Below are 23,503 nucleotides of genomic sequence, written 5' to 3' on the forward strand. Positions count from 1 at the left end.
TATTAAGGGAGCCCCATAAATGACTGAGTTGAAGAACGATCGCTACCTGCGCGCGCTGTTGCGCCAGCCGGTGGATGTGACCCCCGTATGGATGATGCGCCAGGCCGGTCGTTATTTACCGGAGTACAAGGCGACCCGCGCCCAGGCCGGTGATTTCATGTCGCTGTGCAAGAACGCGGAGCTGGCCTGCGAGGTTACACTGCAGCCGCTGCGCCGCTATGCGCTGGACGCCGCCATCCTGTTCTCCGACATTCTCACCATTCCCGACGCCATGGGGCTCGGCCTGTACTTTGAAGCCGGCGAAGGCCCGCGTTTCAGCTCACCGGTCACCTGCCGTGCTGACGTCGACAAACTGCCGGTGTTCGATCCGGAAGTGGAGTTGGGCTATGTGATGAACGCGGTGCGTACCATCCGCCGCGAGCTGAAGGGCGAAGTGCCGCTGATCGGCTTCTCCGGCAGCCCGTGGACGTTGGCTACCTATATGGTTGAAGGCGGCAGCAGCAAGGCCTTCACCAAGCTGAAAAAGATGATGTATGCCGAACCGGCCACGCTGCACCTGTTGCTGGACAAGCTGGCGGACAGCGTGATCCTGTACCTCAACGCCCAGATCAAGGCCGGCGCGCAGTCGGTGATGGTGTTCGACACCTGGGGCGGCGTGTTGACCGGGCGCGATTACCGCGAGTTCTCGTTGCACTACATGCACAAGATCGTCGACGGGCTGCTGCGTGAAAATGACGGCCGCCGCGTGCCGGTGACGCTGTTCACCAAAGGCGGCGGGCAGTGGCTGGAGGCGATGGCCGCCACCGGCTGCGATGCGCTGGGGCTGGATTGGACCACCGACATCGCCGACGCGCGTCGGCGCGTGGGCGATAAAGTGGCGCTGCAGGGCAACATGGATCCGTCGATGCTTTATGCTTCCCCGACGCGCATCGCGGAAGAAGTGGAGACCATTCTGGCCGGTTTCGGCCACGGCAACGGCCATGTGTTCAACCTGGGCCACGGCATCCATCAGGATGTGCCGCCTGAGCACGCCGGCGCCTTCGTCGAGGCGGTGCACGCGCAGTCGGCGAAATACCACCGTTAAGGATTCGATGTGATCGATATGCAGGCCCTGCGCGCCGAACAGCTGCGGCGCGCGGCTGAAGTCATTCGCTACGACGATCTGCCGGCCGACCCGCCGGCCTTCATCGCCGGCGCCGACGTGGGCTTCGAGCAGGAGGGGGCGGTGACGCGTGCCGCCATCGCCATCCTGCGCTATCCGTCGCTGGAGCTGGTGGAGTATCAGGTGGCGCGTATCGCCACCGTCATGCCTTATATCCCGGGCTTCCTGTCGTTTCGCGAATACCCGGCGCTGTTGGCCGCCTGGGCACAGCTGCGGCAAAAGCCGGGGCTGATCTTCGTCGATGGGCATGGCATTTCGCATCCGCGGCGTCTCGGCGTCGCCAGCCATTTCGGCCTGCTGGTCGATGTGCCGACCATCGGCGTGGCCAAGAAGCGCTTGTGCGGCAAATTCGCACCGCTGGAGGCCGCCGTCGGTGCGCTGGCGCCGTTGGAAGATAAGGGTGAACAGCTGGGCTGGGTATGGCGCAGCAAGACGCGCTGCAACCCGCTGTTCATCTCTACCGGTCACCGCGTGGGCGCCGACAGCGCGCTGGCGTGGGTGCAACGCTGCATGGCGGGCTACCGTTTGCCGGAGCCGACCCGTTGGGCTGATGCCATCGCGTCGCGCCGTCCGGCGTTTCAGCGTTGGTTGCAGCAGCATCCGGAGGTGTCGCCATGAGCGATTTCGGGTACACTGCGCCGCAGATAACGCGTAAGAGAGTAAAGCATGCTACGTAACCCGATTCATTTACGTCTGGAACGGCACGAGGCTTGGCAACATTTGACCTTTATGGCCAGTTTGTGCGAGCGTATGTACCCGAATTACCAGATGTTCTGCAAACAGACCGAGTTCGGCGATCCGGCGGTTTATCGCCGCATTCTGGATTTGGTGTGGGAAACGCTGGTGGTGAAGGACGCCAAGGTCAACTTCGACAGCCAGCTCGAGAAGTTGGAAGAGGCGATTCCGTCGGCGGAAGATTACGATCTTTACGGCGTTTACCCGGCAATTGATGCCTGTATCGCATTAGGGGAACTGATCCATTCGCGGCTCGGCGGGGAGACGCTGGAGCACGCCATCGCCATCAGCGAAACATCGATTCGCACCGTGGCGATGTTGGAAATGACTCAAGCCGGTAAGGAAATGACCGACGAAGAGTTGGGCAGTTTGCCTGCGGTAGAGGAAGAATGGGACATTCAATGGGAAATTTTCCGCCTGTTGGACGCCTGTGAAGAGCGCGATATAGACCTGATCAAGGGGCTGCGATCCGACCTGCGAGAGGCCGGTGTCAGCAACATCGGGATAAATTTAGCGCAATAAGGCAGCAAAACGTGATTTAACGCCTGATTTGTCATGCCTTAAGGCTTCACATCCGCACCCTGTCTGGTCTACATTTGGGGGGCGTAAAAAAAGTGGCTATCGGTGCGTGTATGCAGGAGAGTGCTGTCAATCGGCATATCCGTCGCACTCGATGCTTTGCAAACGATAAACACACTGTAAGGATAACTTATGAACAAGACTCAACTGATTGATGTAATCGCGGACAAGGCTGACCTTTCCAAAGCACAAGCTAAACTGGCTCTGGAATCCACCCTGGCTGCTATTACTGAGTCTCTGAAAGAAGGTGATGCAGTACAATTGGTTGGCTTCGGTACTTTCAAAGTAAACCATCGTAGCGAGCGCACTGGCCGCAACCCACAGACTGGCAAAGAAATCAAAATCGCAGCAGCCAACGTGCCTGCGTTCGTTTCTGGCAAAGCACTGAAAGACGCTGTTAAATAAGACCGCGCCTCGGTGAAAAGATTAAACAGAGGGGCGATGGCGCCCCTTTTGTTTACTCGTCGGGTGCTCATGGCCGCCGGCATCGCCCTCGGTCTGAGCGCCTGCAGTTTCCATTCCGATATTCCCAGCTTTACCGCCAGCGGCTTTGTGGCCGATCAGGGCGTGATACGCCTGTGGCGTAAAGACGATGAGCAACATCGTCCGCAGGTGCTGGTCAGTGTCTATAGTCCCTACCGGGGGCCGGGCACCATCACTACGTTGTACACCTATCAGGGCGACGTGCTGCGCCAAATCAAACGCAACGATGCCGACGGCGATCGAGACTCCATTCAACTGCGCTTTGCCGACGACGGCACGGTGAGCTTTATGCAGCGCCAGCTGGCGACACGCCGCGAACCGCTGACCAGCGATGAGATAGCACTGTACCAATATCAGGCGCGACGTATCCTCGAGGTCAGCAATGCGCTGCGCGCCGGCAAGGTCAAATTACTGCAGGGGCGTTGGATGCAGGGCGAGGTGCAAACCTGCGACGGCCAGCGCTTAAAACCCGGGTTGGATGCCACCGCCATCGGCTGGATCGAAAAACGCGCCCGCAGCAGCAGCCGGCCGGTGAGTGTCGCCTGGTTGGAAGCGCCGGAAGGCAGTGAACTGCTGCTGGTGGCGAACGACGACTTCTGCAGCTGGGAACCGAAAGAAGACCAGCTATAAAAAAGGCCCCGCGCCGCGGAGCCTCTTGTCATGACCTTATCAGGTCAAATCACTTGCCGCGCGCAATCGCGCGATAACCGATATCTTTGCGGCAGAAGCTGCCCGGCCACTGAATGCCTTCCGCCAGCTGATAGGCGCGTTGCTGCGCCTGCGCCACGGTGTCGCCCAGCGCCGTCACGCACAGCACGCGGCCGCCGCTGGTGACGACGTCATCGCCCTGCAGGCGCGTACCGGCGTGGAAGACCTTACCGTCGGCGCTTTCCTGCTGCGGTAACCCCTGGATCACCTCGCCGTTGCGATAATCACCCGGATAACCGCCGGCCGCCAGCACCACGCCGAGCGCAGGGCGTTCGTCCCAGTCAGAGCTTTTCTCGTTCAGGCGGCCTTCGGCACCCGCCAGGCACAGCTCCACCAGATCGGAGCGCAGGCGCAGCATGATCGGCTGAGTTTCCGGATCGCCAAAACGGCAGTTGAATTCGATCACCTTCGGCTGGCCGTCGGCGGAGATCATCAGGCCGGCATACAGGAAGCCGACGTAGGTATTGCCTTCCGCCGCCATGCCGCGCACCGTCGGCCAGATCACCTGGTCCATGGCGCGCTGGTGGATTTCGTCGGTCACAACTGGCGCCGGAGAGTAGGCGCCCATACCGCCGGTGTTCGGGCCGGTGTCGCCGTCGCCGACGCGTTTGTGGTCCTGGCTGGTGGCCATCGGCACCACGTTCTCGCCATCGACCATCACGATGAAGCTGGCTTCTTCGCCGTCGAGGAACTCTTCCACTACGATGCGATGACCGGCGTCGCCGAAGGCGTTGCCGGCCAGCATGTCACGCACGGCTTCTTCCGCCTCCTGCAGCGTCATCGCGACGATCACGCCTTTACCGGCGGCCAGGCCATCGGCTTTGATGACGATCGGTGCGCCTTTGCGGCGCACATAGGCGAGTGCCGGCTCCACCTCGGTAAAGTTTTCATATTCGGCGGTCGGGATGCGGTGGCGCGCCAGGAAATCCTTGGTGAAGGCTTTAGAGCCTTCGAGCTGCGCGGCGGCCTGCGACGGGCCGAAGATTTTCAGACCGGCGGCCTGGAAGGCGTCGACTACGCCGATCACCAGCGGCGCTTCCGGCCCGACGATGGTCAGACCGATGTCATGGCTCTGGGCGAACGCGACCAGGGCAGGGATATCTGTGGCGGCGATCGCCACGTTCTCCAGATTGGCTTCCAGCGCGGTGCCGGCGTTGCCCGGCGCAACGTAGACTTTGTCCGCCAGCGGAGACTGGGCGGCTTTCCAGGCCAGCGCGTGCTCGCGCCCGCCGTTGCCGATAATCAAAATGTTCATCAGGGGCTCCACGAATGGCGTGCGCCGGAGCGCACGCGGCAAAAGGAATTAATGGCGGAAGTGACGCATGTCGGTGAAGATCATCGCGATGCCGTGTTCATTGGCGGCGGCGATCACTTCGTCGTCGCGGATTGAGCCGCCCGGCTGGATCACGCAGGTGATGCCGACTGCCGCTGCGGCATCGATGCCGTCGCGGAACGGGAAGAAGGCGTCGGAGGCCATGGCGGATCCTTTCACCTCCAGCCCTTCGTCGCTCGCTTTGATACCGGCGATCTTGGCGGAGTAAACGCGGCTCATCTGGCCGGCGCCTATGCCGATGGTCATATTGTCACGTGCATAAACGATGGCGTTGGATTTCACGAACTTGGCCACTTTCCAGCAGAACAGCGCGTCACGCAGTTCCTGCTCGGTCGGCTGGCGCTCGGATACCACGCGCAGATCGGCGGCGGTCACCATGCCGAGATCGCGATCCTGCACCAGCAGCCCGCCGTTGACGCGCTTGAAGTCCAGCCCCGCCACGCGTTGCTGCCACTGGCCGCAGGCCAGCACGCGCACGTTCTGTTTGGCGGCCAGCAGGGAGCGCGCTTCCTGGGTGACGTTTGGCGCGATGATCACTTCCACGAACTGGCGGCTGATGATCGCCTGCGCGGTGGCGGCGTCCAGCTCGCGGTTAAAGGCGATGATGCCGCCGAAGGCGGAAGTCGGGTCGGTTTGGTAAGCGCGCTCGTAGGCGGCCAGGATGTCGTCGCCGATCGCCACGCCGCAAGGGTTGGCGTGCTTGACGATCACGCAGGCCGGTTCGGCGAACTCTTTCACGCATTCCAGCGCGGCGTCGGTATCGGCGATGTTGTTATAGGACAGCGCTTTGCCCTGCAGCTGCTCGGCGGTCGCGACGGACGCTTCCTTTACCTCTTCTTCTATATAGAAGGCGGCCTGCTGGTGGCTGTTCTCACCGTAACGCATATCCTGCTTCTTGATGTAGTTGAGGTTCAGGGTTCGCGGGAAGTGGCCGGACGGCTGTTCGGTCTCGCCGTGGTACGCCGGCACCAGCGCGCCGAAGTAGTTGGCGATCATGCTGTCGTAGGCGGCGGTGTGTTCGAAGGCTTTGATGGCGAGATCGAAGCGGGTGGCATAGCGCAGCGAGCCGTCGTTGTTGTCCATCTCGGTAATGATGGCGGCGTAGTCGCTGCTCTTCACGACGATGGCGACGTCTTTATGGTTCTTGGCGGCGGAGCGCACCATGGTCGGGCCGCCGATATCGATATTTTCGACCGCGTCTTCCAGCGAGCAATCTGGGCGCGCCACGGTTTGGGCGAACGGGTACAGATTGACGACCACCATGTCGATAGGCTGGATGTCATGCTGATTCATGACCGCGTCGTCCTGGCCGCGGCGGCCGAGGATACCGCCGTGAACTTTCGGGTGCAGGGTCTTAACTCGTCCGTCCATCATCTCCGGGAAGCCGGTGTAGTCGGAAACTTCGGTAACGGGCAGACCGGCGTCTGCCAGCAGGCGGGCGGTGCCGCCGGTGGAGAGCAGTTCAACGCCGCGCTGGGAAAGCGCTTCGGCGAATTCAACGATACCGGCTTTGTCAGACACGCTGAGCAGGGCCCGGCGGATTGGACGAGGTTGTTGCATGGTTTTATCCCTTGGCTTTGAGTCGCAATTAAAGAGCGTTACGTGAATGTCCACCTCGTTCTCTCTATAAGGAAGGGTTTTTTGCCTTATAAAGGGAGGGTCAGGCACATATTCAGGTAGCGCCCCCATAAAAAGGGGGATCGTTTCGTCGCGGGGAATTGTAGCGAAAACGTTTGCGTGGCGCTCGTAAATTTTCCGTGCAAATCGCATCTGTGGATAACACTGTGCGCAAGTTGGTATAAGGCGGGGTTTTGCTGTGGAATGCAGCGAACGATCGTTTTTGCTGAAAATACCTGTTGCGGCCTGCGAGGAACTCCCTATAATGCGCCTCCATCGACACGGAACATGTGAACAACTTCACAGAGTATCCGGGGGTCGCAGAGAAAAAATCCTGAAAATTAGGGTTGACTCTGAAAGAGGAAAGCGTAATATACGCCACCTCGAGTTAGCAAGCGAAAGCACCTAACTCACTGCTCTTTAACAATTTATCAGACAATCTGTGTGGGCACTCCACAAGACGATATCCAGCATCTTCGGATGCAAAAAAATATCAAGTCTTGAAGAGTGACTAACTGAAGTAAAATTCATGCAGTAAATCTTTGAGCATCGCTTCTCGAGTGGAAGCAAATCAAGCTTTTAATTGAAGAGTTTGATCATGGCTCAGATTGAACGCTGGCGGCAGGCTTAACACATGCAAGTCGAGCGGTAGCACAGGGGAGCTTGCTCCCTGGGTGACGAGCGGCGGACGGGTGAGTAATGTCTGGGAAACTGCCTGATGGAGGGGGATAACTACTGGAAACGGTAGCTAATACCGCATAACGTCGCAAGACCAAAGAGGGGGACCTTCGGGCCTCTTGCCATCAGATGTGCCCAGATGGGATTAGCTAGTAGGTGGGGTAATGGCTCACCTAGGCGACGATCCCTAGCTGGTCTGAGAGGATGACCAGCCACACTGGAACTGAGACACGGTCCAGACTCCTACGGGAGGCAGCAGTGGGGAATATTGCACAATGGGCGCAAGCCTGATGCAGCCATGCCGCGTGTGTGAAGAAGGCCTTCGGGTTGTAAAGCACTTTCAGCGAGGAGGAAGGTGGTGAACTTAATACGTTCATCAATTGACGTTACTCGCAGAAGAAGCACCGGCTAACTCCGTGCCAGCAGCCGCGGTAATACGGAGGGTGCAAGCGTTAATCGGAATTACTGGGCGTAAAGCGCACGCAGGCGGTTTGTTAAGTCAGATGTGAAATCCCCGGGCTCAACCTGGGAACTGCATTTGAAACTGGCAAGCTAGAGTCTCGTAGAGGGGGGTAGAATTCCAGGTGTAGCGGTGAAATGCGTAGAGATCTGGAGGAATACCGGTGGCGAAGGCGGCCCCCTGGACGAAGACTGACGCTCAGGTGCGAAAGCGTGGGGAGCAAACAGGATTAGATACCCTGGTAGTCCACGCTGTAAACGATGTCGATTTGGAGGTTGTGCCCTTGAGGCGTGGCTTCCGGAGCTAACGCGTTAAATCGACCGCCTGGGGAGTACGGCCGCAAGGTTAAAACTCAAATGAATTGACGGGGGCCCGCACAAGCGGTGGAGCATGTGGTTTAATTCGATGCAACGCGAAGAACCTTACCTACTCTTGACATCCAGAGAACTTAGCAGAGATGCTTTGGTGCCTTCGGGAACTCTGAGACAGGTGCTGCATGGCTGTCGTCAGCTCGTGTTGTGAAATGTTGGGTTAAGTCCCGCAACGAGCGCAACCCTTATCCTTTGTTGCCAGCGGTTCGGCCGGGAACTCAAAGGAGACTGCCAGTGATAAACTGGAGGAAGGTGGGGATGACGTCAAGTCATCATGGCCCTTACGAGTAGGGCTACACACGTGCTACAATGGCATATACAAAGAGAAGCGACCTCGCGAGAGCAAGCGGACCTCATAAAGTATGTCGTAGTCCGGATTGGAGTCTGCAACTCGACTCCATGAAGTCGGAATCGCTAGTAATCGTAGATCAGAATGCTACGGTGAATACGTTCCCGGGCCTTGTACACACCGCCCGTCACACCATGGGAGTGGGTTGCAAAAGAAGTAGGTAGCTTAACCTTCGGGAGGGCGCTTACCACTTTGTGATTCATGACTGGGGTGAAGTCGTAACAAGGTAACCGTAGGGGAACCTGCGGTTGGATCACCTCCTTACCTAAAGATATTAGTTCGAGTGGCGTGCTCACACAGATTGTCTGATAGAAAGTAACGAGCAGAAATACCTTTATAGGCTTGTAGCTCAGGTGGTTAGAGCGCACCCCTGATAAGGGTGAGGTCGGTGGTTCAAGTCCACTCAGGCCTACCACTTCTTCGAAGTGGAAAAGGTACTGCACGTGACTGTATGGGGCTATAGCTCAGCTGGGAGAGCGCCTGCCTTGCACGCAGGAGGTCAGCGGTTCGATCCCGCTTAGCTCCACCATATAGTCCGGTATTTCAATACTTCAGAGTATATTGGCGACAGTATGCTGCGAAGTATTTTGCTCTTTAACAATCTGGAACAAGCTGAAAATTGAAACATGACGGCTGAAATTTATCCCTCCGTAGATGTACTGGGATGAAGAGTAACCTGTCATAGAGTCTCTCAAATGTTTGCAGCGCGAACGATGGAAACATCTTCGGGTTGTGAGGTTAAGTGACTAAGCGTACACGGTGGATGCCTAGGCAGTCAGAGGCGATGAAGGGCGTGCTAATCTGCGAAAAGCGTCGGTAAGGTGATATGAACCGTTATAACCGGCGATACCCGAATGGGGAAACCCAGTGTGTTTCGACACACTATCATGTCATGAATACATAGTGGCATGAGGCGAACCGGGGGAACTGAAACATCTAAGTACCCCGAGGAAAAGAAATCAACCGAGATTCCCCCAGTAGCGGCGAGCGAACGGGGAGGAGCCCAGAACCTGAATCGGCTTGTGTGTTAGTGGAAGCGTCTGGAAAGTCGCGCAGCAAAGGGTGATAGCCCCGTACACTAAAATGCACAGGTCGTGAGTTCGATGAGTAGGGCGGGACACGTGACATCCTGTCTGAATATGGGGGGACCATCCTCCAAGGCTAAATACTCCTGACTGACCGATAGTGAACCAGTACCGTGAGGGAAAGGCGAAAAGAACCCCGGCGAGGGGAGTGAAATAGAACCTGAAACCGTGTACGTACAAGCAGTGGGAGCACCTTCGTGGTGTGACTGCGTACCTTTTGTATAATGGGTCAGCGACTTATATTTTGTAGCAAGGTTAACCGTATAGGGGAGCCGTAGGGAAACCGAGTCTTAACTGGGCGAATAGTTGCAAGGTATAGACCCGAAACCCGGTGATCTAGCCATGGGCAGGTTGAAGGTTGGGTAACACTAACTGGAGGACCGAACCGACTAATGTTGAAAAATTAGCGGATGACTTGTGGCTGGGGGTGAAAGGCCAATCAAACCGGGAGATAGCTGGTTCTCCCCGAAAGCTATTTAGGTAGCGCCTCGTGAACTCATCTTCGGGGGTAGAGCACTGTTTCGGCTAGGGGGCCATCCCGGCTTACCAAACCGATGCAAACTCCGAATACCGAAGAATGTTATCACGGGAGACACACGGCGGGTGCTAACGTCCGTCGTGAAGAGGGAAACAACCCAGACCGCCAGCTAAGGTCCCAAAGTCATGGTTAAGTGGGAAACGATGTGGGAAGGCATAGACAGCCAGGATGTTGGCTTAGAAGCAGCCATCATTTAAAGAAAGCGTAATAGCTCACTGGTCGAGTCGGCCTGCGCGGAAGATGTAACGGGGCTAAACCATGCACCGAAGCTGCGGCAGCGACGCTTAGGCGTTGTTGGGTAGGGGAGCGTTCTGTAAGCCGTTGAAGGTGGCCTGTGAGGGTTGCTGGAGGTATCAGAAGTGCGAATGCTGACATAAGTAACGATAAAGCGGGTGAAAAGCCCGCTCGCCGGAAGACCAAGGGTTCCTGTCCAACGTTAATCGGGGCAGGGTGAGTCGACCCCTAAGGCGAGGCTGAAAAGCGTAGTCGATGGGAAACAGGTTAATATTCCTGTACTTGGTGTTACTGCGAAGGGGGGACGGAGAAGGCTAGGCTAGCCGGGCGACGGTTGTCCCGGTTTAAGCGTGTAGGGGGTGTGACCTGGTAAATCCGGTTGCATACTAACCCTGAGGCGTGATGACGATGCACTACGGTGCAGAAGTAGTTGATGCCCTGCTTCCAGGAAAATCCTCTAAGCTCCAGGTAACATTAAATCGTACCCCAAACCGACACAGGTGGTCAGGTAGAGAATACCAAGGCGCTTGAGAGAACTCGGGTGAAGGAACTAGGCAAAATGGTGCCGTAACTTCGGGAGAAGGCACGCTGGCATGTAGGTGAAGTCCCTTGCGGATGGAGCTGAAGCCAGTCGAAGATACCAGCTGGCTGCAACTGTTTAATAAAAACACAGCACTGTGCAAACACGAAAGTGGACGTATACGGTGTGACGCCTGCCCGGTGCTGGAAGGTTAATTGATGGGGTCAGCCGCAAGGCGAAGCTCTTGATCGAAGCCCCAGTAAACGGCGGCCGTAACTATAACGGTCCTAAGGTAGCGAAATTCCTTGTCGGGTAAGTTCCGACCTGCACGAATGGCGTAATGATGGCCAGGCTGTCTCCACCCGAGACTCAGTGAAATTGAACTCGCTGTGAAGATGCAGTGTACCCGCGGCAAGACGGAAAGACCCCGTGAACCTTTACTATAGCTTGACACTGAACATTGAGCCTTGATGTGTAGGATAGGTGGGAGGCTTTGAAGCGTGGACGCCAGTCTGCGTGGAGCCATCCTTGAAATACCACCCTTTAATGTTTGATGTTCTAACTCGGCCCCATAATCTGGGGTGAGGACAGTGTCTGGTGGGTAGTTTGACTGGGGCGGTCTCCTCCCAAAGAGTAACGGAGGAGCACGAAGGTTAGCTAATCACGGTCGGACATCGTGAGGTTAGTGCAAAGGCATAAGCTAGCTTGACTGCGAGAGTGACGGCTCGAGCAGGTACGAAAGTAGGTCTTAGTGATCCGGTGGTTCTGAATGGAAGGGCCATCGCTCAACGGATAAAAGGTACTCCGGGGATAACAGGCTGATACCGCCCAAGAGTTCATATCGACGGCGGTGTTTGGCACCTCGATGTCGGCTCATCACATCCTGGGGCTGAAGTAGGTCCCAAGGGTATGGCTGTTCGCCATTTAAAGTGGTACGCGAGCTGGGTTTAGAACGTCGTGAGACAGTTCGGTCCCTATCTGCCGTGGGCGTTGGAAGATTGAGAGGGGTTGCTCCTAGTACGAGAGGACCGGAGTGAACGCACCACTGGTGTTCGGGTTGTCATGCCAATGGCATTGCCCGGTAGCTAAGTGCGGAAAAGATAAGCGCTGAAAGCATCTAAGCGCGAAACTTGCCTCAAGATGAGTCTTCCCTGGGCCTTTAAGGCCCCTGAAGGAACGTTTAAGACTAAGACGTTGATAGGCTGGGTGTGTAAGTGCAGCGATGCATTGAGCTAACCAGTACTAATGATCCGTGAGGCTTAACCTTACAACACCGAAGGTGTTTTTTAGAGAGATTTTCAGCGAAGTTCCGAGATTGGTTCTGATGGCTTCACGGGAGTGAGGCGGTTGGAATGAAACAGAATTTGCCTGGCGGCAATAGCGCGGTGGTCCCACCTGACCCCATGCCGAACTCAGAAGTGAAACGCCGTAGCGCCGATGGTAGTGTGGGGTCTCCCCATGCGAGAGTAGGACACTGCCAGGCATCAAATAAAGCCGAAAGCCCTGAACTGACGTTCAGGGCTTTTTGCTATGCGTAAAACGTAAAAAAGCGCAGCTACGCTGCGCTGCTCTCCCCAGCTTATCTCCGACAGACAGCCAGAGAAAAGGCCCCGAAGGGCCTTTGATTAGGGTGTGTTTGCTTTTTTTCACTTATTATTCGATTAATGCGAGCTGCCCTGAGAGATACCCAGCCCGGTTTGCGAACGGACAAACTGCGCCCGGAAGCGTTCCCGCTCCTGCTGCCCGGCCAGCGAGCTGTCGGTGATCGAGAACAGCCAGGTGCCGACAAAGGCCACGATCATCGAGAACAGCGCCGGGTATTCATACGGGTAAATCGGTTTTTCATGGCCGAGGATCTGCACCCAGATCGTCGGGCCGAGGATCATCAGAATCACCGCCGTTAACAGACCCAGCCAGCCGCCAATCATCGCGCCGCGGGTCGTCAAACGCGACCAGTACATCGACAGGATGATGATAGGGAAGTTACAGCTGGCAGCGATAGAGAACGCCAGCCCGACCATAAAGGCGATATTCTGCTTCTCGAACAAAATCCCCAGGGCAATAGCAACCAGGCCCAATACCACGACGGTGATCTTGGAGACCTTCAGCTCGTCACGCTCGGTCGCCTTGCCGTTTTTCATCACGCTGGCGTACAGATCGTGGGAAACCGCTGAGGCGCCGGCCAGCGTCAGGCCCGCGACGACCGCCAGAATGGTGGCAAAGGCTACCGCCGAGATAAAGCCGAGGAAGAAGTTACCGCCAACGGCATTGGCCAGGTGCACCGCCGCCATGTTGGTACCGCCCAGCAGCGCGCCGGTGGCGTCTTTGAACGCCGGATTGGCGCTGACCAGCAAGATGGCGCCGAAGCCGATGATAAAGGTCAGAATATAGAAGTAACCGATAAAGCCGGTGGCGTAGAACACGCTCTTGCGCGCTTCCTTGGCGTCACTGACGGTGAAGAAACGCATCAGGATGTGCGGCAGACCGGCGGTGCCGAACATCAGCGCGAGACCGAGCGACAACGCGGAAATCGGATCGGACACCAGACCACCGGGGCTCATGATGGCGATGCCTTTCGGATGCACCTTCACCGCTTCGGCGAACAGGGTATTGAAGTCGAAGTTAACCGACTTCATCACCATCAGCGCCATAAAACTGGCGCCGGCCAGCAGCAGCACCGCCTTGATGATCTGCACCCAGGTGGTGGCCAGCATGCCGCCGAACAGCACGTACAGCACCATCAGGATGCCGACCAGGATCACCGCCACATGGTAGTTGAGCCCGAACAGCAGCTGGATCAGCTTGCCGGCGCCGACCATCTGCGCGATCAGATACAGCGCCACCACCACCAACGAGCCGCAGGCCGAGAGGGTGCGGATCGGTTTCTGCTGCAGACGGTAAGAGGCGACATCGGCAAAGGTATAGCGGCCGAGGTTGCGCAAGCGCTCCGCGATCAGGAACAGAATGATCGGCCAGCCGATGAGGAAGCCGATGGAGTAAATCAGTCCGTCATAGCCCGAGGTGTAGACCAGGGCGGAGATACCGAGGAACGAGGCGGCGGACATGAAGTCACCGGCGATCGCCAGCCCGTTTTGCAGACCGGTGATGCGCCCGCCCGCGGTGTAGTAGTCCTGACGGGAACGGGTGCGTTTGGAAGCCCAGTAGGTGATGTACAGGGTGGCGCCGACAAACAGGATAAACATCACGATCGCCTGGATGTTCAGCGGCTGGCGATGCACCTCGCCGCCAATGGCGTCGGCGCAGGCCAGACCGGGCAGCAACAGCAGCGCGGCGGCGGACAATAAGCGCTTCATTGTTTCACCTCGCGCAGAATCTCTGCGGTGAGGCGATCGAATTCGCCGTTGGCGCGAAACACGTAGATCCCGGTCAAGACGAAAGAGATCACGATCAGCCCGACGCCGACCGGGATCCCGCGGGTGATGGTCGATCCGGCGGCGATCGGCGTGCCGAGCCATTGCGGATCGAAGGCGATCAACAGAATAAAGCCGACGTACAGCGCCAGCGTAATCAGTGAAAGCAGCCAGGCGAACCGGCCGCGTTTTCTCACCAGCTCTTTAAAGCGCGGGTTTTCTTCAATCCCTTGATAAATGGTGTCATTCATCAGAGTGTCTCCAGTCGGTATTGAGAGAGTACGCCGCGCCAGGGCCGCTCAACGGTGCGTGATCCGGATTGAGCGGCCTGAAGCGGCATAAATTATGACGGCACTTTCATTGATTGTTTTTCTTCCAACAGCTTGTCGACGACGGCCGGATCCGCCAGCGTAGAGGTATCCCCCAGGTTGCTGGTGTCGCCGGCGGCAATTTTGCGCAGGATACGCCGCATGATCTTGCCGGAGCGCGTTTTGGGCAGCGAATCTGTCCAGTGCAGTACGTCCGGCGTGGCGATCGGCCCTATCTCTTTGCGCACCCAGTTGCGCACTTCGGTATAGAGCTCCGGCGTCGGTTCTTCGCCGTGGTTCAGCGTGATGTAGGCGTAGATCGCCTGGCCTTTGATGTTATGAGGAATGCCGACCACTGCCGCTTCGGCGATTTTCGGGTGCGATACCAGCGCGGACTCAATCTCGGCGGTGCCCAGACGGTGGCCGGAGACGTTCAGCACGTCATCGACGCGGCCGGTGATCCAGTAGTAACCGTCTTCGTCGCGGCGTGCGCCGTCACCGCTGAAGTACATGCCTTTGAAAGTCGAGAAGTAGGTTTGCTCGAAGCGGTCATGATCGCCGAACAGGGTACGCGCCTGGCCCGGCCAGGAATCGACGATCACCAGGTTGCCTTCGCAGGCGCCTTCCTGCGGTGTGCCGACGTTATCGACCAATGCCGGCTGTACGCCGAAGAAAGGCCGCGTAGCAGACCCGGCTTTCAGCTCGGTGGCGCCAGGCAGCGGGGTAATCATGAAGCCGCCGGTTTCGGTTTGCCACCAGGTGTCGACGATCGGGCACTTTGCATTGCCTATCTTGTTGTAGTACCACTCCCAGGCTTCCGGGTTGATCGGCTCGCCGACCGAGCCCATGATACGCAGCGAATCGCGTCGTGTGCCCTCGATCGCCTTGTCGCCTTCGGCCATCAGGGCGCGAATGGCGGTCGGTGCGGTATACAGAATGTTGACCTGGTGCTTGTCGATCACTTGCGACAGGCGATTAACGCCCGGATAGTTAGGCACGCCTTCGAACATCAGCGTGGTGGCGCCGCAGGCCAGCGGGCCGTACAGCAGATAGCTGTGGCCGGTGACCCAGCCCACGTCGGCGGTGCACCAATAGATGTCGCCGTCGTGGTAGTCGAACACATACTTAAAGGTCATCGCGGCGTAGACCAGGTAGCCGCCGGTGGTGTGCAGCACGCCTTTCGGCTTGCCGGTCGAACCGGAGGTATACAGGATAAACAGCGGATCTTCGGCGTTCACTTCTGCCGGCGGGCAGTCGGCGGAGACGCCCTGGGTCAGCTCATGCCACCACAGATCGCGCCCTTCCTGCCAGTAGCCCGGTTTCCCGGTGCGTTGGAACACCACGACGTTGGCCACGCTGACTACGCCGGGATTTTTCAGCGCATCGTCGACGTTCTTTTTCAGCGGCACGGCACGGCCGGCGCGCAGGCCTTCATCGGCGGTGATCACCAGCCTGGCGTTGGAGTCGATAATGCGTCCGGCGACCGCTTCCGGTGAGAAGCCGCCGAAGATCACCGAATGTACGGCGCCGATACGCGCGCAGGCCAGCATCGCGACCGCCGCTTCCGGCACCATCGGCATATAGATAGCCACCACGTCACCTTTTTTCACGCCGAGCTTTTTCAGCACGTTGGCGAACTGGCAGACGTCATGGTGCAGCTGTTTGTAAGTCACCTTTTTGGATTGGGTCGGGTCGTCGCCTTCCCAGATAATGGCGGTCTGGTCGCCGCGCTCGGCCAAATGACGATCCAGACAGTTGGCCGCCAGGTTCAACGTGCCGTCTTCAAACCAACGGATGCTGACGTGGCCCGGATCGAACGAGGTGTTTTTGACTTTGGTATAGGGTTTGATCCAGTCCAGGATTTTGCCATGCTCACCCCAGAAAGCCTCTGGGTCTTGAACCGACTGTTGATAATACTGTTGGTATTGTGCCGGATTAATCAGGGCGCGTTCTGCAATTGCAGAAGGAATAGCGTGTTTATGCAGTTGGCTCATAGCTTTTCTCCTTGAAGTTGTTAATGATATGTCAACTGAAGGTTAAGTATAGTTTGCTACGATTCTTTGTTTCTTTTTTGCGCGGCAGATCACGCAACAAAGATATTGATTTGTAATCGTTCTGTCGCATTTGCAGGGCATATCTATCTATTTGGCGCTTAAATCCTCATAAACCCACGTTTTTAACCAAAAACACTTATCTAAAGAACAAAAAAGAATAAAAAAAGGCGAGGGTATTTGCCTCGCGATTAATAAGGATGGGAGAGACCAGCATTATTTCGCGCTATAAATCTTTTTTGATTATTTTTCGCTATTAATATTCGAAGTTGGTATTAACGCGATATAACGATGGACGGCACATCGTGAAATAACGTTCTATTAATGCTTCATACCTGATGAAAACTCGGGAAATACCCTATGGCATTCATCCTGCGGTATCGTTCGATTTTTAATCTAAATATAAAATGGCGCTGCATTTATGGGTGAAAATGTCACTCGGCCAATTCCCATTTATTTGACTTTTGAGTAACAAAATATAAACATTCGGTGCGGACTAAATATGCAGAATGGACGAAAAATAACGCATTTTAATCGCGTTCAAAAAAACGTCACCGGCGCGGTTATGTGCTTCATTATCTGAAAAATTATGTTTTTAATAACAAGCAATTATGCCATTTGAAATAGTTACGCGAAATTTTTGTGATTCGATTCAGCGCTCAACCCTGACAAATCAAGGCTTGCAGAGCATGCCGCCCGGATGATACAGATTTATACTGCGTCGCACCCAGGGCAGGTGAACGCTTCCACTGAATTAACATAAGCCTGTAATAAATGATTAAGTATTCTTTTCGCCGTGTTGCGACTTTGTACGGCGCAAAGAGTCTTTGAGGACTTTTTGGGTATGAAAAGTGTAAAAATTAGCCTGGCTTGGCAAATCCTGATCGCGTTGGTACTGGGTATTATTGTTGGCGCGGTATTGCACAACCAGACAGAATCTCGTGAGTGGCTGGTCAGCAATATTCTCAGCCCGGCGGGTGATATCTTTATTCGTCTGATCAAGATGATTGTGGTGCCGATCGTTATTTCCACGCTGATCGTCGGTATTGCCGGCGTGGGGGATGCGAAAAAGCTGGGCCGCATCGGATTGAAAACCATTATTTACTTCGAAGTGATCACCACGATCGCCATCGTGGTGGGGTTGACGCTGGCCAACGTATTCCAACCCGGCCACGGCATCGACATGTCGACGTTGACCACGGTGGACATTTCGCAGTATGAGAAAACCACCGAACAGGTGCAAAGCGGTTCGCACAGTCTGGTGGCGACCATTCTGTCGCTGATCCCATCGAACGTCTTCTCGTCGATGGCCAAGGGCGACATGCTGCCGATTATCTTCTTCTCGGTGCTGTTCGGTCTGGGGCTGTCGTCGTTGCCGAAAGAGACCAAAGAGCCGTTGCTGAAGGTGTTCAAGGCGGTGTCCGAGAGCATGTTCAAAGTCACCCACATGATCATGCGCTATGCGCCGATCGGGGTATTCGGTCTGATTTCGGTCACGGTAGCCAACTTCGGTTTCGCTTCGCTGCTGCCGCTGGCCAAGCTGGTGCTGCTGGTATACTTCGCCATCGCGTTCTTCGCCCTGGTGGTGCTGGGGGCGGTCGCCCGGCTGTGCAATCTGCGCATCTGGACGCTGATCCGCATCCTGAAAGACGAACTGATCCTGGCTTATTCCACCGCCAGCTCGGAAACGGTGCTGCCGCGCATCATCGAAAAGATGGAGGCTTACGGCGCGCCCAAGTCGATCACTAGCTTCGTGGTGCCGACTGGCTACTCCTTTAACCTGGATGGCTCGACGCTGTACCAGAGCATCGCCGCTATCTTTATCGCCCAGCTGTACGGCATCGAACTGTCGTTGGGGCAGGAGATCGTGCTGGTGCTGACGCTGATGGTAACCTCGAAAGGGATCGCCGGCGTGCCGGGGGTCTCGTTCGTGGTGCTGCTGGCGACGTTGGGCAGCGTCGGCATCCCGCTGGAAGGCCTGGCGTTCATCGCCGGCGTGGACCGTATCCTGGATATGGCGCGTACCGCGCTGAACGTGGTGGGCAACGCGCTGGCGGTACTGGTGATCGCCAAGTGGGAGCACCAGTTCGATCGCAAGAAGGCGCTGGCCTACGAAACGGAGTTCCTGGCACAGAAGGTGAAGCCGGCCAACCAGGCCTAATCACCGAGTATCGCCGACGTTAAAAACGCCCCAGGCAGTTGTGCCGGGGCGTTTTGTTTTTATGGCCCTCCAACCCGCCACTTTCTTTTCTCTGCTCTACAGCGCGACTTGCATCCCCGCTTAACAAAATCTAAAGTGTTACCAAATTAATAGAAATGATAATAGATGTTATTATCATTTTCATTTGATGATGTATGGAGACACGCAAAAGCCGTTGAACAGTGGGGTTACGCCCGTTCGGCGTCTTTATTCGGGCTTATCAAAGGTAGGTAACATGTCGGACACCGCTTTGGCCTCTGAATGGTTGCCGCTGGCGCCAGCGCAGCTTGATTTCTGGGAAGAACACACCTTGCACCCTGGGCAGACTCTGTCCACCGTCGCACATTGCACCGAACTGTGCGGCGCGGTAGAGGAAGCGACGCTCTGCCGGGCGATCGCCACCACTCTCGCCGAGACGCAGGCGTTTGCCTTGCGCTTTGGTGAGCGGCATGGCGACTCTCCCCCGCTGTTACGTTACGATCCACAGCGCACACCGCCATTGCAACGCATCGATCTGCAAACGCACGACGATCCCTGGCAGGCGGCGCAAAACCTGATGCGCGAAGATATCGCGCAGCGCCGGGCGCTGCACAGCGAACCGTTAGCCGCAGCCTGGCTGCTCAAGCTGGGGCCGGAGCGCTACCTCTGGTACGTGCGTGCGCACCATATTCTGGTTGATGGCTTCGGCATGGCCCTGATCGAACACCGCTGCGCCGCGTTATATGCGCACTATCTGGGTGAGGGCAGCGCAGGTATGCCTCTGGGCGCCTTCGACGTCTTTCAACAGGCCGAGCTGGCCTACGCTGATTCTGAGCGATGCGAGCGCGATCGGCGCTTTTGGCAGACCTATCTGCCGCCGTCGCAGGTGCTGCCGACGGTGCGCAAGGGCGGTGAGGCCTATGGCGTACGGCGTCTGAGCACCCACCACCGGCTGCCAGCGGCGGTGTCGCACTCTCTTGCGCAGTTGGCGGAGCGTAGCGGCATCAATTGGCCCGACTTGCTGGTGGCGCTGTCGGCGGCCTGGCTGTTTCAGGTGATGCCGCGCTGTGCCCGGCAAGGCGATACGCTGCCGATGTGGATGCCGGCGATGAATCGCCGTGGGCAGGCAGCCACTAACGTGCCTTCGCTGGCGGTCAACACTCTGCCGCTGCTGGTGTCACCGCCGCAAGCGGAGACGCTGGGGAGCTTTCTCACCACGCTGACGCAACAGCTGCGGGAGCTGCGCAGCCACGCCGGCTACCGTCTGCGCCAATTGGCCGCCGATCGCGGTGTGGATCCGGGCTCGCGCTTCTTTATTTCCCCCTTCATCAACGTGCAACCCTTCGATGCGCCTCGTTTTACTGGCTGTCGCGGTACCCGCAGCGTATTGGCCGGCGGCTCGGGCGACGGTTTTAACCTGACGTATCGCGGCCGCACCGACGCCCGCGATCTGCAGGTGGATATCGATATTTATCTGGAACAGTTCCCGACGGAGGATGCGTTGGACTATGGCGAGGCGCTGCAAGAATTTCTGTTGCGTGCGCTGCAGCAGGAAGCCTGGGAGCAACCGCTGGCGGCCCTGACGGCGTTACCCGCCTGAGAAAATGCGGGCGGGGGATGTCCCCGCCCGAGTGGTATGGTTTCAGCTGACCAGCAAAGCCGCCACTTCGCGTGCGTTCTTGCATGGCAAGAGCGCACTGCTTACCAGACGGGTGCCGAAAGCGTCATTGAGGCGTGCCGCCACCTGTTTGATATGCGGCAGCTTCAGTCCCATGGCGATAAACGCCGTCTCTTCCCCCCATTCCGGGCGCGGCGTTACGCCAATCGCCTGCCAGTAAATGGTCAGGATCTCGGCGCTGCGCGCCACCGGTGCGTTCGGCGGCGGGGCCGCGCAGGCGTTCAACGCCGGCGCGGTTTGCTGGTGGCTCAGGTCGGCGCGGATGCGATGGCGATCGGTTTTACCGTTGGCGGACAGCGGCAGCGCTTCGGCATGGATAAAGCGCGTGGGGATATGGGTACAGGGCAGATAGCCGGTGGCGAAGGCGCGGATCTCGGACAGCGGCAGCGGCTTGCCGTCGCGGGTCAGATACAGGGCGCCGAGCGCTGCCTCGTTGTTCTCTCCGCTGGGATAATCCACTACTACCATATCCAGGATCGCCGGATGGCGGCGCAGCACGTCTTCGATTTCCGGCAGCGAGACGCGCACGCCGCGGATCTTCACATAGCCGTTCACCCGGGTGGCGAACATGATGTTGCCGTCCGCACGGTAATAGCCCTGATCGCCGGTGCGGAAAGCGCGCAGCGGTTGCCCGTCCGGTCCTTCGAGGGTAACGAAATCGTGCTGCTTCAGCTCCCCCTGCTCCAGATAGCCTAACGCCAGGTTCACCCCGGCGGTGTGAATGCGGCCGACCACGCCGGCCGGGCAGTGGCTGCCGTCGTCATGGCAGATGAAGTAGCGGTTAGCCGGCAGCGGGCGGCCGTAAGGCACGGTGCCGCTCTCCTGTGGGGCGATCGGGTGCCAGATGCTCCAGATGGTGGTTTCGGTCGGCCCGCCGAGTGAGAACAGCGCGAGATCCTGGTGCAGGGTACGCAGGGTTTGTACCGTCGCCGGCTTGATATAGTCGCCGCCTTGCGCCACCAGGCGCAGCGAGCGCAGGCTGTCGGCCGTTTTGCAGGTGAGCAGCATCTCCAGAATGGCGGGTACCGAACACCACAGGGTGACCCGATGTTTTTCCACCAGTTGGTTCCAGCTGATGGCATCCTTTTCCTGATGTGGCGCCGGCAGCACCAGCGTGGCGCCGGCGCACAGCGAACCGAACAGATCGAACATCGACATGTCATGGTGCGGCGGCGTAACGGAAATGAAGACATCGTCGGCGGTGACTCTCCAGCGCTGTTGGGTTTGGTGCACGACGTTGGCGGTGGCGCGGTTGTTAAGCACCACGCATTTAGGCTTACCGGTGGTGCCGGAGGTATACAGGTAGTAGCTCGCGGCCTGGCTGGCGCTGCGTTCAACCAGCGTCCGTTCATCCGGCAGCGCGGGTGCGCGATCCGCCTGCGCCAGCAGGGTCGCCGGCGTCACGCCGATCGGCGTTTCGAGATCGCCGCCGTGCACTACCAGCGTCGGCCGGCAATTCTCCAGCAGGTAGGCGGTGCGTTCCGGCGGCGAGTTGATATCGATAGGCACCCAGACCACGCCCTGCAGGGCGCAGGCGAGGCTGAAGATGATCTGTTCCGGGCTGCGCGGCAGATACAGTGCCACCACGTTGCCCGGCTGCACGCCGCGGCTCTGCAGGTTGGCGATCGCCGTGGCGATCCGCTGGCCCAGCTCGCGGTAGGTTAGCGTCTGCTCGCCGCAGATCAGCGCATTGCCGCCGTCTTGCGCGCCGAACAGCCGCTCGGCCAGCTGCGCCAGATAAGGATAAGGCGCGTAATTCGCTTCGCTGTCGTTGTGGCGGTAATGCGCCAGATCGATGAAGTCGCGCGGCGCGATCGCCAGGTCGGCCCGTTGGCAACTGTGCAGGATGCGTCGCTGCAACGCGGCCAGCATCGCTTCTACCTGTTCGCCCTGCAGCGCCTGCTCGGCGTAGTCTACGCACAGCTGCAGGTTTTTTTCGCTGTCCAGCGTCAGGCGGATATCGATGGCGACCTGCGGCGTTTGGGTCAGGCCGTCGTGGAAGCGCACCGGCGCCTCGGCCGGCAGCGTCTCCCAGCCCAGGCAGTTGGTCAGGATCACCGGCAGCGCCGGGCCGCCTTGGCTTTGGCCGAGCAATTGCCGCGCCAGATCGACGCCGGAAAATGCCAGGTGATCGAGCGCGCCGAGCACGTCGTCCTGCAAGGCTTGCGCGCGCTGGATAAAATCTTCGCCGTGGCGGGAATAGCGCACCGCCACGAAGCTGGAGGCGTTGCCCAGGGCGCCGTCGGCGGCGGGGAACGCCACCGGCACCCCGACGCACAGCTCGCCGTCGGTGGTCCAGTGGGCCAGCGTATCGAGGATCATGTTGCGCAGCAGCGCATGCGGCGATCCCAGACGGCCAAGCTGTTTAACCGTGTCGTGCGGCAACGTCAGGCTGGCGCGGCGATAGCGTGATGAGGTGAGATTGGCGAGCGGGGCGCGCCACGGCAACGCCGACGGGGTGGTGACATCCTGCAGCTTTTCGCGCCAGTAGGCGGCATCGGCCTGGCGTTGCGCCGCCGATGCGGCGGGGGGCGTCAAGGCGGCGGCGGTCGGCGCCAGAGGGCGATCGTCGAACAGGCGCGCGATCACGGTGGAGATCCCCTGGCCGTCTAAGATCAAGGCATCGAAGCTGGTAAAGATCAGCGTATCGTACGGCGATCCCGTCGGATCCTGCTGTTCGGCAAGTTGGATCACGGCGATGCGCCACAGCGGTTGGCTCGGATCGTGGCGCTGGTGGGAGTAACGCGCGCGCAGTTGTTCGACCTGGCGCTGCGCCGCTTCACCATCAAGGGCACGCAGATCGTGTCTATCCAGATGCAGCGTCACCTCCGGGCGTACGTGCTGCGTGCCGCGCGGCACATCGATGCAGGTGCGCAGTGCCGGGTAGTGTTGAACCAGCTCGGTCAGGCGCGCTTCAAGGCGCGGTACGTCCAGCTGCCGGGCACGGTATTCGCGAAAGTCGTGCATCGCCACGCCGCCCAGCGGCCATCGATCGCTGCGGCCCAGAAGATAGGCCTGCTGCAGTGCGGTTAATGGTGTCTCCATGGTACTTCCCTATAGTCGC

13 protein-coding genes, 2 tRNA genes and 3 rRNA genes are annotated in these 23,503 nt (G+C 58.2%); 12 read left to right on the forward strand and 6 right to left on the reverse strand.

The genetic code is table 11. The annotated features are described in order from the left end of the window. Positions 1–19: 19 nt before the first annotated feature. The 5 genes from hemE to GUC32_RS01395 all read left to right on the forward strand — a co-directional run bounded on the left by hemE (position 20) and on the right by GUC32_RS01395 (position 3,589). Positions 20–1,084: a uroporphyrinogen decarboxylase gene (gene hemE, locus GUC32_RS01375; protein WP_369435505.1), complete on the forward strand. Its 1,065-nt coding sequence runs from the start codon at positions 20–22 to the stop codon at positions 1,082–1,084. Between the two features lie 9 nt (positions 1,085–1,093). After that, entirely contained in the window at positions 1,094–1,780 is a 687-nt protein-coding gene (gene nfi, locus GUC32_RS01380) for a deoxyribonuclease V (protein ID WP_127147041.1), read from the forward strand. Between the two features lie 48 nt (positions 1,781–1,828). Next, the gene (locus tag GUC32_RS01385; RefSeq protein WP_025304951.1) at positions 1,829–2,419 is read left to right on the forward strand and encodes a YjaG family protein; all 591 of its coding nucleotides are present in this window, start codon (positions 1,829–1,831) and stop codon (positions 2,417–2,419) included. A gap of 189 nt (positions 2,420–2,608) precedes the next feature. Further along, entirely contained in the window at positions 2,609–2,881 is a 273-nt protein-coding gene (gene hupA / locus GUC32_RS01390; protein ID WP_004929874.1) for a nucleoid-associated protein HU-alpha, read from the forward strand. Positions 2,882–2,917: 36 nt separating this feature from the next. After that, positions 2,918–3,589 (forward strand): DUF1481 domain-containing protein, encoded by a 672-nt coding sequence (locus GUC32_RS01395; RefSeq protein WP_080271274.1) that lies wholly within the window; start codon positions 2,918–2,920, stop codon positions 3,587–3,589. Between the two features lie 49 nt (positions 3,590–3,638). On the opposite strand, the gene purD is transcribed toward GUC32_RS01395, so the two are convergent. Continuing rightward, entirely contained in the window at positions 3,639–4,922 is a 1,284-nt protein-coding gene (gene purD, locus GUC32_RS01400; RefSeq protein WP_015376331.1) for a phosphoribosylamine--glycine ligase, read from the reverse strand. Between the two features lie 48 nt (positions 4,923–4,970). After that, positions 4,971–6,560, reverse strand: a complete 1,590-nt coding sequence (gene purH, locus GUC32_RS01405) for a bifunctional phosphoribosylaminoimidazolecarboxamide formyltransferase/IMP cyclohydrolase (protein ID WP_089180508.1) — start codon at positions 6,558–6,560, stop codon at positions 4,971–4,973. A gap of 637 nt (positions 6,561–7,197) precedes the next feature. On the opposite strand from purH, the gene GUC32_RS01410 reads away from it, so the two are divergent. From GUC32_RS01410 to rrf, 5 genes are all read left to right on the forward strand, one after another. After that, positions 7,198–8,739 (forward strand): 16S ribosomal RNA (locus tag GUC32_RS01410). A 74-nt stretch (positions 8,740–8,813) separates the two neighbouring features. Then, positions 8,814–8,890 (forward strand) — tRNA-Ile (locus tag GUC32_RS01415). A gap of 38 nt (positions 8,891–8,928) precedes the next feature. Then, a tRNA-Ala gene (locus tag GUC32_RS01420) sits at positions 8,929–9,004 on the forward strand. Between the two features lie 207 nt (positions 9,005–9,211). Beyond that, positions 9,212–12,119 (forward strand): 23S ribosomal RNA (locus GUC32_RS01425). Between the two features lie 100 nt (positions 12,120–12,219). Next, positions 12,220–12,335 (forward strand): 5S ribosomal RNA (gene rrf / locus GUC32_RS01430). The 16S, 23S and 5S rRNA genes sit together here with 2 tRNA genes alongside, the layout of an rRNA operon. A gap of 178 nt (positions 12,336–12,513) precedes the next feature. Here rrf and actP read toward each other — a convergent pair. From actP to acs, 3 genes are all read right to left on the reverse strand, one after another. Then, on the reverse strand, positions 12,514–14,166 hold the full coding sequence (gene actP / locus GUC32_RS01435) for a cation/acetate symporter ActP (RefSeq protein WP_025304954.1): 1,653 nt from the start codon (positions 14,164–14,166) through the stop codon (positions 12,514–12,516). Further along, the gene (locus GUC32_RS01440) at positions 14,163–14,474 is read right to left on the reverse strand and encodes a DUF485 domain-containing protein (protein WP_004930047.1); all 312 of its coding nucleotides are present in this window, start codon (positions 14,472–14,474) and stop codon (positions 14,163–14,165) included. The genes actP and GUC32_RS01440 overlap by 4 nt, the downstream gene beginning before the upstream one ends. Positions 14,475–14,566: 92 nt before the next feature. Next, on the reverse strand, positions 14,567–16,525 hold the full coding sequence (gene acs / locus GUC32_RS01445) for an acetate--CoA ligase (RefSeq protein ID WP_025304955.1): 1,959 nt from the start codon (positions 16,523–16,525) through the stop codon (positions 14,567–14,569). 901 nt (positions 16,526–17,426) lie between these two features. On the opposite strand from acs, the gene gltP reads away from it, so the two are divergent. Both gltP and GUC32_RS01455 read left to right on the forward strand, forming a co-directional pair. After that, a complete protein-coding gene (gene gltP / locus GUC32_RS01450) occupies positions 17,427–18,743 on the forward strand; it encodes a glutamate/aspartate:proton symporter GltP (RefSeq protein ID WP_043142347.1) in 1,317 nt (438 codons plus the stop codon). Positions 18,744–19,017: 274 nt separating this feature from the next. Then, positions 19,018–20,361: a condensation domain-containing protein gene (locus GUC32_RS01455; RefSeq protein ID WP_164066309.1), complete on the forward strand. Its 1,344-nt coding sequence runs from the start codon at positions 19,018–19,020 to the stop codon at positions 20,359–20,361. Between the two features lie 42 nt (positions 20,362–20,403). Here the strand turns inward: GUC32_RS01455 and GUC32_RS01460 are convergent, their stop codons facing one another. Further along, on the reverse strand, positions 20,404–23,484 hold the full coding sequence (locus GUC32_RS01460; protein WP_369435506.1) for an amino acid adenylation domain-containing protein: 3,081 nt from the start codon (positions 23,482–23,484) through the stop codon (positions 20,404–20,406). Between the last annotated feature and the right edge of the window lie 19 nt (positions 23,485–23,503).

The organism is Serratia sp. NGAS9, from assembly GCF_009905295.1.
GTDB classification, from domain to species: domain Bacteria; phylum Pseudomonadota; class Gammaproteobacteria; order Enterobacterales; family Enterobacteriaceae; genus Serratia; species Serratia bockelmannii.